General features: G+C 64.9%; 15 protein-coding genes. 6 read left to right on the forward strand and 9 right to left on the reverse strand.

The window, feature by feature from the left end:
• The 5 genes from AB4059_RS00005 to AB4059_RS00025 form a co-directional block, all read left to right on the forward strand.
• Nucleotides 1-522 (forward strand): RHS repeat-associated core domain-containing protein (locus AB4059_RS00005; protein WP_498975399.1); only part of this gene is annotated, 522 nt, incomplete at its 5' end.
• Nucleotides 500-757, forward strand: a complete 258-nt coding sequence (locus AB4059_RS00010) for a hypothetical protein (RefSeq protein WP_498975401.1) — start codon at nt 500-502, stop codon at nt 755-757. The genes AB4059_RS00005 and AB4059_RS00010, both read left to right, overlap by 23 nt.
• Nucleotides 757-993 (forward strand): polymorphic toxin type 50 domain-containing protein, encoded by a 237-nt coding sequence (locus tag AB4059_RS00015; protein ID WP_498977783.1) that lies wholly within the window; start codon nt 757-759, stop codon nt 991-993. The genes AB4059_RS00010 and AB4059_RS00015 overlap by 1 nt, the downstream gene beginning before the upstream one ends.
• Nucleotides 990-1,298 carry a MafI2 family immunity protein gene (locus AB4059_RS00020; RefSeq protein ID WP_498975403.1) on the forward strand — a complete coding sequence of 103 codons (309 nt, stop codon included), beginning with the start codon at nt 990-992 and terminating at the stop codon, nt 1,296-1,298. The genes AB4059_RS00015 and AB4059_RS00020 overlap by 4 nt, the downstream gene beginning before the upstream one ends.
• Nucleotides 1,299-1,418: 120 nt before the next feature.
• The gene (locus AB4059_RS00025; protein ID WP_498975405.1) at nt 1,419-2,531 is read left to right on the forward strand and encodes an IS3 family transposase; all 1,113 of its coding nucleotides are present in this window, start codon (nt 1,419-1,421) and stop codon (nt 2,529-2,531) included.
• A gap of 459 nt (nt 2,532-2,990) precedes the next feature.
• Here the strand turns inward: AB4059_RS00025 and AB4059_RS00030 are convergent, their stop codons facing one another.
• From AB4059_RS00030 to AB4059_RS00055, 6 genes are all read right to left on the reverse strand, one after another.
• Nucleotides 2,991-4,430 carry an efflux transporter outer membrane subunit gene (locus tag AB4059_RS00030; RefSeq protein ID WP_498975407.1) on the reverse strand — a complete coding sequence of 480 codons (1,440 nt, stop codon included), beginning with the start codon at nt 4,428-4,430 and terminating at the stop codon, nt 2,991-2,993.
• The gene (locus tag AB4059_RS00035; protein WP_498975409.1) at nt 4,424-5,176 is read right to left on the reverse strand and encodes an SDR family oxidoreductase; all 753 of its coding nucleotides are present in this window, start codon (nt 5,174-5,176) and stop codon (nt 4,424-4,426) included. The genes AB4059_RS00030 and AB4059_RS00035 overlap by 7 nt, the downstream gene beginning before the upstream one ends.
• Nucleotides 5,177-5,194: 18 nt before the next feature.
• Nucleotides 5,195-8,356 (reverse strand): efflux RND transporter permease subunit, encoded by a 3,162-nt coding sequence (locus AB4059_RS00040; protein ID WP_498975411.1) that lies wholly within the window; start codon nt 8,354-8,356, stop codon nt 5,195-5,197.
• Nucleotides 8,357-8,510: 154 nt separating this feature from the next.
• Complete coding sequence (locus tag AB4059_RS00045; RefSeq protein WP_498975413.1) at nt 8,511-9,704, reverse strand: efflux RND transporter periplasmic adaptor subunit; 1,194 nt, start codon at nt 9,702-9,704, stop codon at nt 8,511-8,513.
• On the reverse strand, nt 9,682-10,587 hold the full coding sequence (locus AB4059_RS00050; protein WP_498975415.1) for an SDR family NAD(P)-dependent oxidoreductase: 906 nt from the start codon (nt 10,585-10,587) through the stop codon (nt 9,682-9,684). The genes AB4059_RS00045 and AB4059_RS00050 overlap by 23 nt, the downstream gene beginning before the upstream one ends.
• Complete coding sequence (locus AB4059_RS00055) at nt 10,584-10,853, reverse strand: hypothetical protein (RefSeq protein WP_498975417.1); 270 nt, start codon at nt 10,851-10,853, stop codon at nt 10,584-10,586. The genes AB4059_RS00050 and AB4059_RS00055 overlap by 4 nt, the downstream gene beginning before the upstream one ends.
• 142 nt (nt 10,854-10,995) lie before the next feature.
• Between AB4059_RS00055 and AB4059_RS00060 the strand changes: the two genes are divergently transcribed.
• Complete coding sequence (locus tag AB4059_RS00060; protein WP_498975419.1) at nt 10,996-12,051, forward strand: LysR family transcriptional regulator; 1,056 nt, start codon at nt 10,996-10,998, stop codon at nt 12,049-12,051.
• On the opposite strand, the gene AB4059_RS00065 is transcribed toward AB4059_RS00060, so the two are convergent.
• The 3 genes from AB4059_RS00065 to AB4059_RS00075 are packed head-to-tail and all read right to left on the reverse strand — an operon-like array spanning nt 12,048 to nt 15,519.
• Nucleotides 12,048-12,473 (reverse strand): GFA family protein, encoded by a 426-nt coding sequence (locus tag AB4059_RS00065; RefSeq protein WP_498975421.1) that lies wholly within the window; start codon nt 12,471-12,473, stop codon nt 12,048-12,050. The two genes, AB4059_RS00060 and AB4059_RS00065, sit on opposite strands and share 4 nt — an antisense overlap.
• Nucleotides 12,470-13,618 carry a PQQ-dependent sugar dehydrogenase gene (locus AB4059_RS00070; protein ID WP_498975423.1) on the reverse strand — a complete coding sequence of 383 codons (1,149 nt, stop codon included), beginning with the start codon at nt 13,616-13,618 and terminating at the stop codon, nt 12,470-12,472. The genes AB4059_RS00065 and AB4059_RS00070 overlap by 4 nt, the downstream gene beginning before the upstream one ends.
• Before the next feature lie 59 nt (nt 13,619-13,677).
• A complete protein-coding gene (locus tag AB4059_RS00075; protein WP_498975425.1) occupies nt 13,678-15,519 on the reverse strand; it encodes an ABC transporter ATP-binding protein in 1,842 nt (613 codons plus the stop codon).
• Between the last annotated feature and the right edge of the window lie 99 nt (nt 15,520-15,618).

Here is a 15,618-nt window from a genome sequence, read left to right on the forward strand (position 1 = left end):
GGCGGCGTGCTGCGTTACCAGCACGATTCACGTAAAAACAAGCTTCACGCCTATTTCTATCTGGGCAGCAGACTTGTGGCGATTCGCGAGACGCCGATTGGGGCGAGCAACCATGTCGTCAAGTACCAGCACACCGATGCGCTGGGAAGCCCAGTCAAGGTCACGGATGCGAATCGCGCCCTGCTGGAGGCTACCGAGTATGAGCCTTACGGCAAGGTGCTGAATCGGCCGATTCATGACGGGCCCGGATTCACCGGGCATGTAGAGGATGCGGCGACCGGGCTGACGCATATGCAGCAGCGCTATTACGATCCCGCCATCGGACGGTTCTTGTCGGTCGACCCGGTTACGGCTGATGGCAACACGGGCGGGAACTTCAATCGCTACAAATACGCCGCGAATAATCCATACAGCTTCAAAGATCCGGATGGCAGGCAGGAATGCCGCTCATGCGAAATGTCTTACGGCGCTGCGGTTGGATTCATGATGCGCAGAGAAGATGCGCGTATGGGCTGCTGGTGAAGCGGCGGCAGGAACAGCAGGAAGTGGTGCTGAAGAAGGTGCTGCGATTGGCCAGGCTGTTGGAAATGTTGTTGATACAGGAACAATTTCTAAGCAAGCCGTTGCGACTCTTGCGACTGTTGTAGTGGTCGGTGCGCTCACGCATGGGAAATCAGGTGCCGGCCCCATGCATGGCCCTTCTCCGAAAATCAATTTGGGTCAGCAAGGAAAGCATCAGACTGGACATAACAATTAATTCCAGGAAGAAGTGTTCTTACTGGAAATCCGGCTGAACTTGGAAGGCATGCGGGAACCGGGCAGCAGGTAGGAAAGATTGATGTCGGACTTCCTGGGTCTAAGGAGCGCGTGAATTTCGGCCAGCAGATCGGCAACTATGTTGACCAGGCTGGCAATGCGGCACCGACGACGAACGGAATAATCCATTATGGGAAGGATAGTATTCACATCGTCCCATCGAGGCCTGATCCATGAACGAAAATTTGCGATCCGATATAGTCCTAAGCGTGAATCGGGCGCTACTCGGAGAGGTATTTCCAGAGCTTGTTGCGGTCTCCTGCGAAGTTGAGGATGAAAGAAAATTTGAGTTGACCTTTTTTGTGGACTCCGAGCTTCCTGCTTTTAAGGTGGAAGACATTTCTTGCATTGAAACGGAAGTTATCGCTGACTTCCCGAGTAATTTTGAGATCTCGCACAAGGTCGTAAATTCAAGGCAGGCTAGCCTTCCGGCATCTGATGCCTTCTGGATATTCCTTCGGAAGACTAATGAACAGGTCTAAGACCACGTCCTGATCGTTCATCCGCACAAGGCCCGCATTGCGGGCCTTGTCGTAATCTCCCCCTAACCATGCACACCTGAGAAGTAGAGCTTTCTGGCATCTTTTCGGCCAGGAGGTTCCATGAAGAAGTCGAAGTTCAGTGAGACCCAGATTGTTTCGATCCTCAAGCAGAGCGACGCCGGGGTGCCGGTGAAGGATCTGTGCCGCCAGGCCGGGATCAGCCCGGCGACGTACTACCAATGGAAGTCGAAGTACGGCGGCATGGAGGCATCGGACCTGAGGCGGGTTAAGGATTTGGAAGCGGAGAACGCCAAGCTCAAGCGCATGTACGCCGAGCTGGCGCTCGACAACGCGGCGATGAAGGAGCTGATTGAAAAAATTGTAGGGCCGGCGCGGAAGCGCGAAGCGGTTCGTTTCCTGCTTGAAACCCAGGGACGTCCGCTTCGCCGCGCCTGCGACTGCGTCGGCCTGTCGCGTTCGGCCTGGTACGCCCCGCCCGCGGATTGGACAGTGCGCGATGCTGCGCTGATCGCCGCACTGGCACGCCTGGTCGAAGCCAAGCCGGCGCGCGGCTACGGGAAGTGCTGCCAGATCCTCAACAAATCCCATCCACAGTGGAACCACAAGCGGATCTATCGGGTGTACTGCGCCATGAAACTCAATTTGCGCCGCGCAGCCAGACGGCGCTTGCCCAAGCGTGAGCGCGTGCCGTTGTATGTGCCCGAGCGTCCCGATTCGGTCTGGTCCGCCGATTTCATGCTCGATGCGCTGGCTTGCGGCCGCAGCTTCCGCACCTTCAACCTTGTCGACGACTTCAACCGCGAAGCGATCCATATCGAGGTCGACACCTCGATCACCTCGCATCGGCTGGTGCGCATCTTCGAACAAATCCGCCAGGAACGGCCCTTGCCGCAGGTGCTGCGCACCGACAACGGCCCCGAATTCCTGGGCGAGGTTTTCGTGCAATGGGCCAAGGCCAACCGCATGGCCATCCAGTACATCCAACCCGGTAAGCCGAACCAGAACGCCTATATCGAACGTTTCAACCGCACCTACCGGGAGGACGTGCTGGATCAGTTCCTGTTCGCCCGACTTGAGGACGTACGCGAAGCCACCTGGCACTTTCTCATCGATTACAACGAGCACCTACCCCACAGTTCCCTCGGCGGCATGACGCCCGTCGAATACCGCCATCACCGCGAAGAGAGCTCTACTTTCGATTTGTCCGCTTGACGGGGGTGATTACGCAACGACCGGCTCATCCCCGTGCCGTCCTGCCTGTTCGAAATCACGGACTCCCGACCCTCCAGGTTCTGGGTGATCAGATATCAAGGCCTGACGCTCTCAATGGATCCCGTCGAATTCCTGGAGAACCCGTATCTGTCGGAGGACATCTTCGATCACGAAGACGATGCGATGGTCGTGTTCGCGGAAATGAGAAGACGTTTCGAATCGGAGTGAGCCACGATTTGCCGAAAGGGTTCAAATGAAAGTTCAAGCTATCCAGACGCAGCTTGCTCCGGAGCAGCGTTGAGCGATGGGCGTGAAGCCGGAATATGCGAGTAGGAGTTGATCTGCGGAAGTGCTCTTCAGGGGGGGGGCTTTCGTAGCACTTATGTTGACGCCTAAACAAGTAGATCGACGCTAAGGATGGAGGGGCGCTCTTCGCGAGCACCCCACCGCGGAAAGCGCTTACTCCCGCGCAATCTTCTCCCGCATCGGCATCCGCCCGGGCCAACCACCGGCCAGCGCGCGATACAACGCGACCACACTCACCGCACTGCGCGTCCGCGCATCCGCAAACGCATCCTGCGCCTGCAACTGCACGCGCTCGGCGTCCAAGACCTCGAACAAATCGACCGCACCGGCCTCATATCGCACGCGAGCAAGACGCGCGGCATTCGCGCTGTCCAACGCCGCCTGCTCACGATGTCCATCTTCGACACGCGCCCGATTCTGGCGAATCAACGCGTTCTCGGTGTCCTCCAACGCCAGCAACACCGTCTGTCGATAACGCGCGAGCTCGCCTTCGGCATTCGCATCCGCCGCAGCGATGTGCGCCCGCACACGCCCGACATCCAGGAACGACCAATCGATGCCGAGCGCCACCACGCGCGTTTCGCTGTCGCGCTGGAACAGATTGCCCGCGTCGATCGACTGGCTGCCGATCAAACCGCCGAGGGTGAAGCGCGGAAACAGGTCCGCGGTCGCCACGCCGACGCGTGCGGTCGAGGCATGCAGGCGTTCTTCCGCGGCAGCGACATCGGGACGGCGACGCACGATTTCGCCCGGCGTCCCGGCGTCGATCTGCTCCGGCAAAGCGGGCAGGGGCGCGGGCTGGTCGAGTTGCGCGATCAGCGCCTCCGGTACGCGGCCGGTGAGCACCGCGATGCGATGTTCTGCGAATGCAACCTGCGCCTCGAGCTGCGGAACGATCGCGAGCGTGCTTTCCAACTGCGATCGCGCACGCGAGGTGTCGAACTCGGTGCCGCGGCCGGCATCCATGCGTGCCTGCACGATCCGCAGCGTGCCTTGCTGGTTTTCCGCGTTCTCACGAGCGACGCGCAGGCGTTCCTGCAGGCCACGCAGTTCGAAATAACTGCGGGCCACGTCGCCGACGATCGCGACCTGCATCGCCGCCAGGTCGTTCGCGCCGGCTTCCACGCCCGCACGATTGGCTTCGACATTGCGGCGCACGCGGCCCCACAGGTCGAGTTCCCAACCGGCGACGACGCCGACATCGTAGGAATCCACGTCGTCGCGGCCTTCGCGCGACACACCCGGCGCCTGGTCCGCGCTCAGACGGGAACGGCTGGCGTTGCCCTGCGCGGTGATGGTCGGGATCTGGTCGAACTTCGCGTTACGCAGCAGCGCATTGGCCTGGTCGTAGCGCGAGAGGGCGATGCGCAGGTCGTGGTTGGCGGAGAGGGCTTCCTCGACGAGCGCGGTGAGTTGCGCATCGCCGAAGCGTTCCCAGAACGCATCGTCGGCGGGCGCGGCGACGGCGGTCGAATCGGCGCGCGCGAAGCTCGCCGGTTCGACGGCGGTCGGCCGGACGTAATCCGGGCCGACCGCGCAGGCCGCCAACAACGCCGTGGCCAGCACGGTCATCGCAAGGCGCGCACTCACCATGGGAGCGTCTCCTCGAAATGCACGAACCCGCCGGTCGGGCCATCGGCGCCGAGCAGGGCCATGCGCACGCTGGTGCGCGCTCCGTCGGCGACGTCGAGATCGCCCGCCGAATTCATGTCGGTCTTCACCGAACCCGGATGCACCGCGTTGACCTTGATCCCCGTGTCCTTCAACTCGTGCGCCAGTTGCACGGTCCACGCGTTCACCGCGCTCTTGGAGACGTTGTAGGCGGGAATCTTGATGTCGTAGATCGGCGAGGCCGGGTCGTTGTTCGCACCGACCGAGCCCAGGAGGCTGGAGACATTGACGATGCGCGCGGCCGGCGCCTGCTTCAACAGCGGCAGGAAGGCCTGCGTCGTGGCGACCACGCCGAACACGTTCGTATCGAAGGTCTCGCGCCACGTGGCCAGCGACTGTTCCGAAGGCTTGCGCTGCCAATCGTCGACCAGCACGCCGGCGTTGTTCACCAGGATGTCGAGGCGTCCGTGGCGCCGCGTCACTTCCTGCGCGGCCTGCGCGATGCTGTCGTCGTTGGCGACGTCGATCGCGATCGCTTCGACCTGCAGGCCCTCGGCTTGCAGTTTCAGCGCCGCCGCGACGGCCTTTTCGCGATCGCGGCCGCCGAGCAGCACGTGGATGCCGGCGTTGGCGAGTTGGCGGACGGTTTCCAGGCCGATGCCGCGCGTGGCGCCGGTGACCAGCGCGACCTTGTCGGTGTTGCGGAGAGTGGGGGCAATGGCGGTCATGTGTATGTCTCCGATGAATCAGGCTTGCGTCGTCGCGAGCGCGGCGGCGGGATCGGCCTTGCGGGTCACGAGCTTGCGCAGCGCGACGTAGAAGACCGGCGTGAGGAACAGGCCGAACAGCGTGACGCCGAGCATCCCGGAGAACACCGTGATGCCGGTGACCGAGCGCACTTCCGCGCCCGCGCCGTGCGAAAGCACCAGCGGCACCGTGCCGGCGATGAACGCGATCGAGGTCATGACGATCGGGCGCAGGCGCAAACGGCAGGCTTCCAGCGCCGCTTCCACGATGCCCTTGCCTTGGAGTTCCAGCTCGCGAGCGAACTCGACGATCAGGATCGCGTTCTTGCACGCCAGGCCCATCAGCACGACCAGGCCGACCTGCACGAACACGTTGTTGTCGCCGCCGGTGAGCTTCACGCCGACCAGCGCGGAGAGCAGCGTCATCGGCACGATCAGGATCACGGCCAGCGGCAGCGTCCAGCTTTCATACAGCGCCGCGAGCACGAGGAAGGCGAGCAACACGGCCAGCGGGAACACCACCAGCGCGGCCTTGCCCTGCGTGGCCTGCTGGTAGCTTAGATCGCTCCAGTCGAAGCCCATGCCGTTCGGCAACACCTGGCCGGCGATTTCCGTGACCTTCTCCATCGCCTCGCCCGAGGACATCTGCTTCGGGTCGTAGCCGCCGAGCAGGTCGGCCGCCGGATAACCGTTGAAGCGCAGCACCGGGTCGGGGCCGTAGGACTGCTTGATGGTGACCATCGAACCGATCGGCACCATCTGGCCGTCGACGTTGCGCGTGCGCAGCTTCGCGATGTCTTCCACGTTGTCGCGGAAGGGACCGTCGGCTTGCGCGACGACCTGCCAGGTGCGGCCGAACATGTTGAAGTCGTTGACGTAGGCCGAACCCAGGTAGGTTTGCAGCGTGTCGAACAGCTCCGTCAGCGGCACGCCCTGCGCCTTGGCCTTCACGCGATCGACTTCCGCATCCAGCTGCGGCACGTTGGCCTGGTAGCTGGTGATCGGATAGCCCATGCCCGGCGTCTGCGCGGCGGTGCCCTGCAAGGCCTGCACCGCGCTCTGCAGCGCACCGTAGCCGAGGTTGGCGCGGTCTTCGACGAACAACGAATAGCCCTGGCCGTTGCCCAAGCCGAGGATCGGCGGCGGCATCAGCGCGAAGGCGAAGCCTTCCTGGATGTGCGAGATCTTCGCGTTGAGCTCGTCGTTGATTTCCTTGGCCGACTTGTGGCGCTCGTTGAAGGGCTTGAGCGGGAAGAACACCACGCCGCTGTTCGGGGTGTTGGTGAACTGCAACGGGTTCAGGCCGGGGAAGGCGACTTCATGCGCGACGCCGTCGATGCTGCGCGCAGCTTCGGCGACTTTCTTCAACGCCGCGTCCGTGCGTTCGATCGACGCGCCTTCGGGCAACTTCACGCCGGCGATCAGGTACAGCTTGTCCTGCGTCGGAATGAAACCCGCCGGCACCCACTGGAACACGAAGCCCGCGGCGATGAGCAGCACCGCATAGACGCCGAACACGCGGCCACGATGGCCGAGCATGCGGCCCACGCCGGTCTGGTAGCGCGAGGAGTTCTTGTTGAAGAAGCGGTTGAACGGACGGAAGATCCAGCCGAAGCCACGCTCGATGAAACGCGAGAGCAGGTCCTGCTTCGCGCCGTGCGGGCGCAGCAGCTTGGCGGCCAGCGCCGGCGAGAGCGTCAGCGAGTTGATCGCCGAGATCACGGTGGAGATCGCGATGGTGACGGCGAACTGCTTGTAGAACTGGCCGGTCACGCCCGAGAGGAACGCCATCGGCACGAACACCGCGCACAGCACCAGCGCGATCGCGATGATCGGGCCGGAGACTTCCTTCATCGCCAGGTGCGCGGCCTGCAGGGGCGTTGCGCCTTCCTCGATGTGGCGTTCGACGTTTTCCACGACCACGATCGCATCGTCGACCACGATGCCGATGGCGAGCACGAGCCCGAACAATGTCAGCGTGTTGATCGAGAACCCGAGCAGGTGCAGTGCAGCGAAGGTACCCACCACCGACACCGGCACCGCGATCAGGGGGATGATCGATGCGCGCCAGGTCTGCAGGAACAGGATCACCACCAACACCACGAGCAGGGTGGCTTCCAGCAGCGTGCTGACGACGGCCTTGATCGAATCGCGCACGAAGATCGTCGTGTCGTAGACCGTGCGGTATTCCACGCCCGGCGGGAAGCGCGACTGCAACTGGTCCATCTTCGCGACCACCTGGTCGCGGATCGCCAGCGCATTGGCGCCCGGCGCCTGGAACACGCCGATGGCGGCCGCGTTCTGGCCGTCCAGGCGCGAGCGCAGCGTGTAATCGCCGGCGGCGAGTTCGACGCGCGCGACATCGCCCAGGCGCACGACTTCACCGTCGTCGCCCGACTTCAGCACCACATCCTTGAACTCTTCGACCGAGCGCAGGCGACCCTGCGCATTGATCGGCGTGAGGAAATCGCTGCCGTTGGCCATCGGCTCGGCGCCGAGCTGGCCCGCGGAAACCTGGATGTTCTGCTCGCGCACGGCGCGCAGCACGTCGCCGGCGGTCATGCCGCGCGCGGCGATCTTGTCCGGGTCCAGCCACAGGCGCATCGCGTAATCGCCGCCGCCGAACTGGTGCGCTTCGCCCACGCCCGGGATCTTCGACAGTTCATCCTTGACGTGCAGGCGCATGTAATTGCGCAGGTACAGCGTGTCGTACTTGCCGTCGGTGGAAACCAGGTGCACGACCATCAGGAAGGTCGGCGACTGCTTCTGCGTCGTCACGCCCTGGCGCCGCACATCCTCGGGCAGGCGCGCGAGTGCTTGCGCCACGCGGTTCTGCACCTTCACCGCCGCATCGTCGGCATCGGTGCCGGGTTTGAAGGTGATGGTCATCTGCAGCACGCCGTCGGAACCGGCGACGGACTTGAAATACATCATGTCCTCCACGCCGTTGATCGCTTCCTCCAGCGGCGTGGCCACGGTTTCGGAGATCACCTTCGGGTTCGCGCCCGGATACACGGTGCGCACGATCACCGACGGCGGCACCACTTCGGGATATTCGCTGATGGGCAGCAGCGGGATGGCGATCAGGCCCGCTGCGAAGATCACGATCGACAGCACCGCGGCGAAGATCGGCCGGTCGATGAAGAATTTGGAGAAGTCCATGGCAACCTCGGGGGGAGCAGGGAATGGGGAACAGGGAATAGGGAATAGTTGTCCGTGGCGGCCGGCGGAGCGGCCACACATCAGGCATCTGGTGTCGGGGAGCTGGAGGAGCGGGGGAACAACAATTCCCCATTCCCCATTCCCGATTCCCTCGCTACTTCATCGCAACCTTCTCGCCAGCCGGCTGCGCACCCATCGCAATCGCCTTCGGCGAAACCGGCATGCCCGGCATGAAGACCTTCTGCACGCCGTGGACGATGACCTGGTCGGTCGGCGCCAGGCCCGAGCGCACCACGCGCAGGCCATCGATCATCGGGCCGGGCACGATGTCCTTGCGCGCGGCGGTGTTGTGCGGGCCGAGCACGTAGACGTACTTGCGGTCCTGGTCGGTGAGCACGGCCTTGTCGTCGACGAGCATCGCCTTGAACTTGCCCGTGCCCTTCAACTGCACGCGCGCGAACAGGCCGGGCGTGAACACGCGATCGGGATTGGCGACCACGGCGCGCGCACGGATCGTGCCGGTCTTGGCATCGACCTGGTTATCGATGAAATCCACCGTGCCGTCGTGCGGATATCCGTCTTCATCGGCCAGGCCGATGCGGACCGGGTTGCGCACGCCGTCGCGTTCGCCCTTGCGCGCGAGCGCCGCGTAACGCAGGAACGCCTGTTCGTCGCTTTCGAAGTAGATGTACATCGGGTCCTGCGAGACCAGCGTGGTCAGCAGCGTCGAATCGGTCTGCGCCAGGTTGCCGACGGTCACCAGCGCGCGGCCGGCGCGGCCGTCGATCGGCGAACGTACCTGCGTGAACTGCAGGTCCAGGCGCGCGGCGGCCACCGCGGCTTCGGCGGCGCGGACGCCGGCATTGCCCTGCGAGGAGGCGGCCTTGCGGATCTCGAACTCTTCGCGCGAGATCGCCTTGGCGTCGATCAGGGTCTGCGCGCGCTTGTCCTGCATCTGCGCGAGCGATTGTTCGGCGCGCGCCTTCTCGAGGTTGGCCAGCGCCTGGTCGAGCGCGGCCTGGTAGGGGCGCGGGTCGATCACGAACAACAGGTCGCCTTTCCTGACGTCCTGCCCTTCGTGATACGCCACGTCCTGCACGTAGCCGCTCACGCGCGGACGCAGGTCGACCGTTTCCACCGCCTGCACGCGGCCGGTGAATTCGTCCCACTCCGCGACGTCCTTGCTCAGCACGGTGGCGACGCTGACTTCCGGCGGCGGCGGGGCCGCGGGCGCGGCTTCGCTCGTGCAAGCGGACAGCGCGATCGGCAACAGCGCGGCGAGCGCCAGCGTTCCGAGCACCACGCGGTTGACGACAGGCAATCGGTTATCGGCGGGTTGGCGGGTCATGAGCGTCTTCCTTGGAGGGGAGGGGAGAGGGCAGATCGTTGTTGTTCTTGTTCGAGGGAGAGAGCGCGCCGAGCAGGCGGCGCGCATCTGCATGGCAGCGTGCGGCGAGCGCAGCCTCGTCGCCATCCGATCCTTGTGTTTGCGACTTCGCCTGCGCCTGGCACGGGCCCTTGCAATGGACGATCGGGTCGATGGCGGTGCCGTCGTTGCGATCGAGCAAGGCGAGCGCGCGGTGGCCGACGCCGACGGCATCGGGCCACTGGTCGCAGGCGTGCCTGGCATTGGCTTCGGTCTTCACCGGCCAATCCAGCGACAGCAGTTGCACGCGCACGCCGCGCGGACGGGCTTCTTCGTGCAGCACGCGCGCGAGCATGCGCAACGCGGCGGCGCCGACCGAACGATGGCCGTAACCGGCCCAGGGGTTTTCGCCGCCGGGGCCGTCGACGATCACCCAACCACCGGCGCGGCCGCCTTGTGCGAGCAGCGGCAACAGATGGCGGGCGAGCGCGAGATGCGCGACGACGTTCTGGTCGATCGATTCGCGCAGTTCACCGGCCGAGGCATCCAGCAAGCGGCCGCGTTCGCGATCGCTGCACAGGGCCACGACCACGCCGTGCAGCGGACGGTCGAGTTTGCGCAGCGTGCGTTCCAGCGCCGCGGCATCGCGTTCGCTGCCGAGCATGGCGGGAACGATGGAAAGATCGGCGTGCGCATGCGATCCCTGCAATGCGCGCAACCCGTCGGTGTCGGGGGAGACGGCGATGACGGGCCGACCGGCGTCGAGCGCAGCGCGGACCACGCCGCGCCCGATGGCGCCGGTCGCGCCGAGGACCAGGAGGGCGGCGGAGGGGCCGCCCTGATTGTTACGGGAGGTGGACTTCATTGCCCCGCTCCCGGGATAGTTTCTCCCGAATGTGGGACGAAAGCGCGGATCAGGTCGTGGCGCTGCATCGCGCCGGCCACGGCGAGGCCAAGGACGAGCAGCGGCATGCCGACGAGGAAGGCGACCACCACGACCATCAGCCAGGCCGGACCGGCGCCATGTGCCGTCGCTTCACCGATCGCAAGGAATCCCAAGGCCACCAGCACGATCAGTCCGATCGGCAGAAGCGGCAGGAGAGCGAGGCGGGTGCGTTGCTGGGTCGACATGGCCGTAGGGGGTTCGGCGGGAATGGCGTGAAAGGTACGCCCCGGATCGGCACTTGATTAGCTGGCAAAACGGGGAATAATTGTCCCGGCCCCGGTCCAATGTTCCTCCCCCCTTAGCGACCCCGGCCCACAGGAGCCACGCATGGCCCGCGATCTCAACGACACCCTGATCTTCGTCAAGGTGGTCGAACACGGCAGTTTCATTTCCGCGGCGCGCGCGTTGCGGCTTCCCAAGACCACGGTCAGCCGCAAGGTGCAGGACCTGGAAACGCGGTTGGGCGCGCAGTTGCTCCATCGCACCACGCGCAAGCTCGGGCTGACCGAAGCGGGCAACGTGTATTACGAACACTGCCAGCGCATCGCGCGCGAACTGGACGAAGCCGAAAGCGCGGTGGGCCAGTTGCAGGGCGGTCCTCGCGGTTGGTTGCGCATTACCACTCCGTATTCGATGGGCATCGAGTGGATCGCGCCGCTGCTGGGCGAATTCCACCAGCGCAATCCCGAAGTCCGCGTGGAACTGGTGCTCAACAACGAGCCGCTGGACATCATCGACAAGGAACTCGACGTTGCGCTGCGCGTGGGCAACCTGCCCGATTCCAACCTCGTCGCGCGCCGCCTGGCGACGCTGCGCACGCAGGTGTACGCGAGCCAGCGTTACCTGGAACGCCACGGCGAACCGCTGCATCCCGACGACCTGCAGCACCACCGCACGCTGGCGATGAACAAGCAGCGCAAGAACGGCGCGGGCTTCAGCTGGCCGCTCCACGACGGCACCAAGAGCACCGAGTTCCGCATCGATCCGGTCTTCGTCGCCAATGATCCGGCCGGCTTGCGCGGCGCCCTGATCACCGGCGAAGGCTTGATGCTCGGCACCGACATCATGATGCGGCCCTACGTCGAAGCCGGTTACGTGCGGCGCGTGCTGCCGGCGTGGAACGGGCCGGAGTACGAAATGAACGCGGTGTTCCCGCGCGGTCGCGTGCAGTCGCCCAAGGTGCGCGCGTTCGTCGACTTCCTCGTCGAGCGCCTGGATTTCGACGCCGGCATGATGCAGGGCGTGTGCCCCGGATCGAGCTGCACCGAAGTGGGCAAGAAGCCGGCGACGATCGCCAATGCGTATCGCCTTGCGCTGCGCAAGGTGGCCGACGACGCGCCTGCGGCGAAGACCGTCGACGCCGAAGAGGGCGTCGAGGCCTAGCTGGCGGCTTGAATCCGCACGTCGGCGATCCAGCGCGATCGCCGGCGCGCGAGCCTGGCTTCGACGGTTTCGCCTTCGACGTCGCTGTCGCTGCGGTCGAAGCGTGCGGGATCCACGCCTTCGAAGGTGTTGATGTTCACCACCGCGTAATCGCGGCCGTCGATGCGGCACGTCGATGCGACCACCACGCCGCATCCGGTGCACACATGGAAATCCGCCGTGCGCGTGCCGAAGGCGTAGCGTTCGACGCGACCTGCATCGGCAATACGCAATGTCAGCGCCGCTTGCGGATGCGAAGTCCACGTCGCGCCATGCTTGCGGCAAAACGTGCAGCTGCAGGCGCGCGCAGGAATGCGCGGTGCATCGGCCGGCCAGTCCAGCGACAGACGGATGTTGCCGCAGTGGCAGCCGCCTTCGATCATGGGTGCGTCGGCGGCGTAAGACGCAACAACTTGCCGTCCTGTTCGTCGGTCAGCACATACACCTTGCCATCGTTGCCGACGCGCACATCGCGGATGCGCGCACCCAGGTCCTGCAACAGGCGTTCTTCGCCGACGATCTTGTTGCCCTTCAGCGACAGGCGGATCAGGTTGGATTCGGCAAGCGAACCGAGGAACAGGCTGTCGTTCCATGCGCTGCCCGGTCGCCCGGTGTAGAACGCCATGCCGCTCAGGCCCGGCGATTTCGCCCAGTAGTGGTGCGGTTGTTCCATGTTGGGCGCCGAGGTGCCGATGGATTCGGCGATCTTGTAGCCCGGGTAATCGATGCCGTAGGTGATGATCGGCCAACCGTAATTCTTGCCGGCCTGCGGCAGGTTGATTTCGTCGCCGCCGCGCGGGCCGTGCTCGCTTTCCCACAATGTGCCGGTGCGTGGATCGATCGCCAGGCCCTGCATGTTGCGATGGCCATAGCTCCAGATTTCCGGGCGCGCGTCCTTGCGGCCGACGAAGGGGTTGTCGCGCGGCACGCTGCCGTCGAGGTTCAGGCGCACGAGCTTGCCCTGCAGCATGTCCAGTTGCTGCGCCTTCATGCGGTCCTGGCGTTCGCCCTGGGTGATGAAGACATGGCCGTGCCCATCGAAGGCGATGCGCGAACCGAAATGGTTCGTGCCGGTGAGTTTGGGTTGCTGCCGATAGATCACGCGCACGTCGTGGAGCGCGGTGTCGACCAGGGTCGCGATCGCGACCGCAGTCCCGGCCGTGTCGTTCTCGCCCGGTTCGGCGAAGCTGAGATAGAGGGTCTTGGACGTCGCGAAATCCGGCGCGAGTGCGACATCCAGCAATCCGCCCTGGCCTTGCGCGTACACCGCCGGCACGTTGGCGATCGGCTCGCCCAGCGTGCCGTCGGGCGCCACGCGGCGCAGGCGGCCCGGACGTTCGGTGACCAGGAAGTTGCCGTCGGGCAACAGCGCGACCGACCAAGGATGTTCAAGGCCATGCGCGATCGTTTCCACGCGCATGCCGTTGGCGGCGGTCGTGGCCGGAGCGCTCGCGGTTCCGCCGCTCGACGACGACTGCTGCGCACCGCACGCGGTGGCGCAAACCAATGCCACGAATCCAAGCGTCATCCGAATCATGCCGACCTCCTCGCCATCCCGTTCCGGGTCCCGGTCCCGGGTCCCGGCCTTCAACGGTACCCCGCCGCCTGCAGTTCGAACAGTTCCGCGTAGCGCCCGCCCTGCGCGAGCAGTTCTGCGTGCGTGCCGCTGGCCTCCAGGCGCCCTTCGTCGAGCACGAGGATGCGGTCGGCCATGCGCACGCTGGAGAAGCGATGCGAGATCAGCACCGCGGTCCGCCCGTGCGAGAGTTCCTTGAAGCGTTGGAAGACTTCGAACTCGCTGCGCGCATCCAGCGCCGCGGTGGGTTCGTCGAGGATCATGACCTGCGCATCGCGCATGTAGGCGCGCGCGATGGCGATCTTCTGCCATTGTCCGCCGGAGAGGTCCACGCCGGTGCGGAAACGTCGGCCGATCACCTGGTCGTAGCCGTTCGGCAATCCCGCGACGACTTCGTCGGCGTAGGCGCGCCGCGCCGCGGCTTCGATGCGCGCGCGGTCGTCCATCGCGTCGATCTGGCCGACGCCGATGTTTTCCGCCGCGGTCAGGTGATAGCGCACGAAATCCTGGAAGATCACGCCGATGTTCGCGCGCAGGTCTTCGAGGTCGTAGTCGCGCAGGTCGCGGCCGTCGAGCAGGATGCGGCCTTCGTCCGGGTCGTACAGACGCGCGAGCAGTTTGACGAGCGTGGTCTTGCCCGCGCCGTTTTCGCCGACCAGCGCGAGCACTTCGCCGGCGCGCAATTCGAAGTGCAACTCGCGCAGGGCCCAACGCTCGGCATCGGGATAGCGGAAGCCGACGCCTTCGAAGGCGAAGCCGCGCACGATGGGGCGCGGGATCGCGATCGCGCCGGGGCGGGAACGGATTTCCGGTTGGATCTCGAAGAACGAATACAGATCGTCGAGATACAAGGCTTGCCCCGCGACCTGCGAGAAGCCGACTAGCAAACCTTCGAGCAATTGCCGCAACCTGCGGAAACTGCCGGCGAGGAAGGTCAGGTCGCCGATGCTGAAATCGCCCTTCACCGTGCGCCAGGCGATGTAGCCGTAGGCGAGGTAGTAACCCAGCGTGCCGAAGGCCGCAAGCAGCGTGCCCCAGAGCGCGCGGCGCCGTGCGAGGCTGCGGTTGGCGATCAAAAACTGCGCCGACAACGCGCGATACCGCGCGATGAAATAACGGTGCAGGTTGAAGATCTTCACTTCCTTCGCCGTTTCGACGCTCGCGCCCATCTGGCGCAGGTATTCGAGCTGCCTGCGTTCGGGCGTCCACTGGAAGTTGAGTTGGTAATTGAGCGCGTTGAAGTGCGACTCGCCGACGAAGGCCGGAATCAAGGCCACGCCCAGCAGCACGATCAGCCACGGCGCATACACCACCAGGCCCGCGATGAAACTCACCACCGTCACCGCGTCCTGCACCTGGCCGAACAACTGGCTCAGCAGGTTCATGCGTCCCATCGTCTGGCGACGCGCGCGGTCCAGGCGATCCTGCAATTCGGGATCTTCGAAATCTTCCAGGTCGAGCGTCGCGGCGTGTTCCATCAGGCGCACGCTGGTGGCGTTGGTGAACATCTCCGAGAGCACCGAATCGGCGTAGCTCACCAGGCGGGCGAGCAGGTCGGAGGCGATGGCCAGGGCGAATTCGAGCAGCAGCAGCGTCAGCAGGTGATCGATCGCACCGCCGTGCCACGCGGCGGGGAGCGAGTCGAACGCCAGGCCCAGGCCGACCAGGCGCACCGCTTCGTCGATGATCAGCTTGCCGACGTAAAGCGTGGCGATCGGCAGCAGCGCGCGCACCAGGCGCAGGCCGAGGCTGGTGAGCGTCAGCGGGCGGGAGGTCGCCCAGATCTCGCGCAGGAACGGCGGCAGGTTGCGCAGGGCGCCGACGCGTTCGCGGAGCGTGGGGTTGTCGGCCATTCCCGCCAGTGTCGCGGTCGGCGGGTGATGGAGGAAAAAAGAAAGGGGCGCGGCCTGCACCGCGCCCCCGAGGGACGAAACCGGGGAGGGGAGACCCGG

Origin of the sequence: Lysobacter sp. 2RAF19, from assembly GCF_052115395.1 — a bacterium.
In the GTDB taxonomy this organism is placed as follows: Bacteria; Pseudomonadota; Gammaproteobacteria; order Xanthomonadales; family Xanthomonadaceae; genus Noviluteimonas.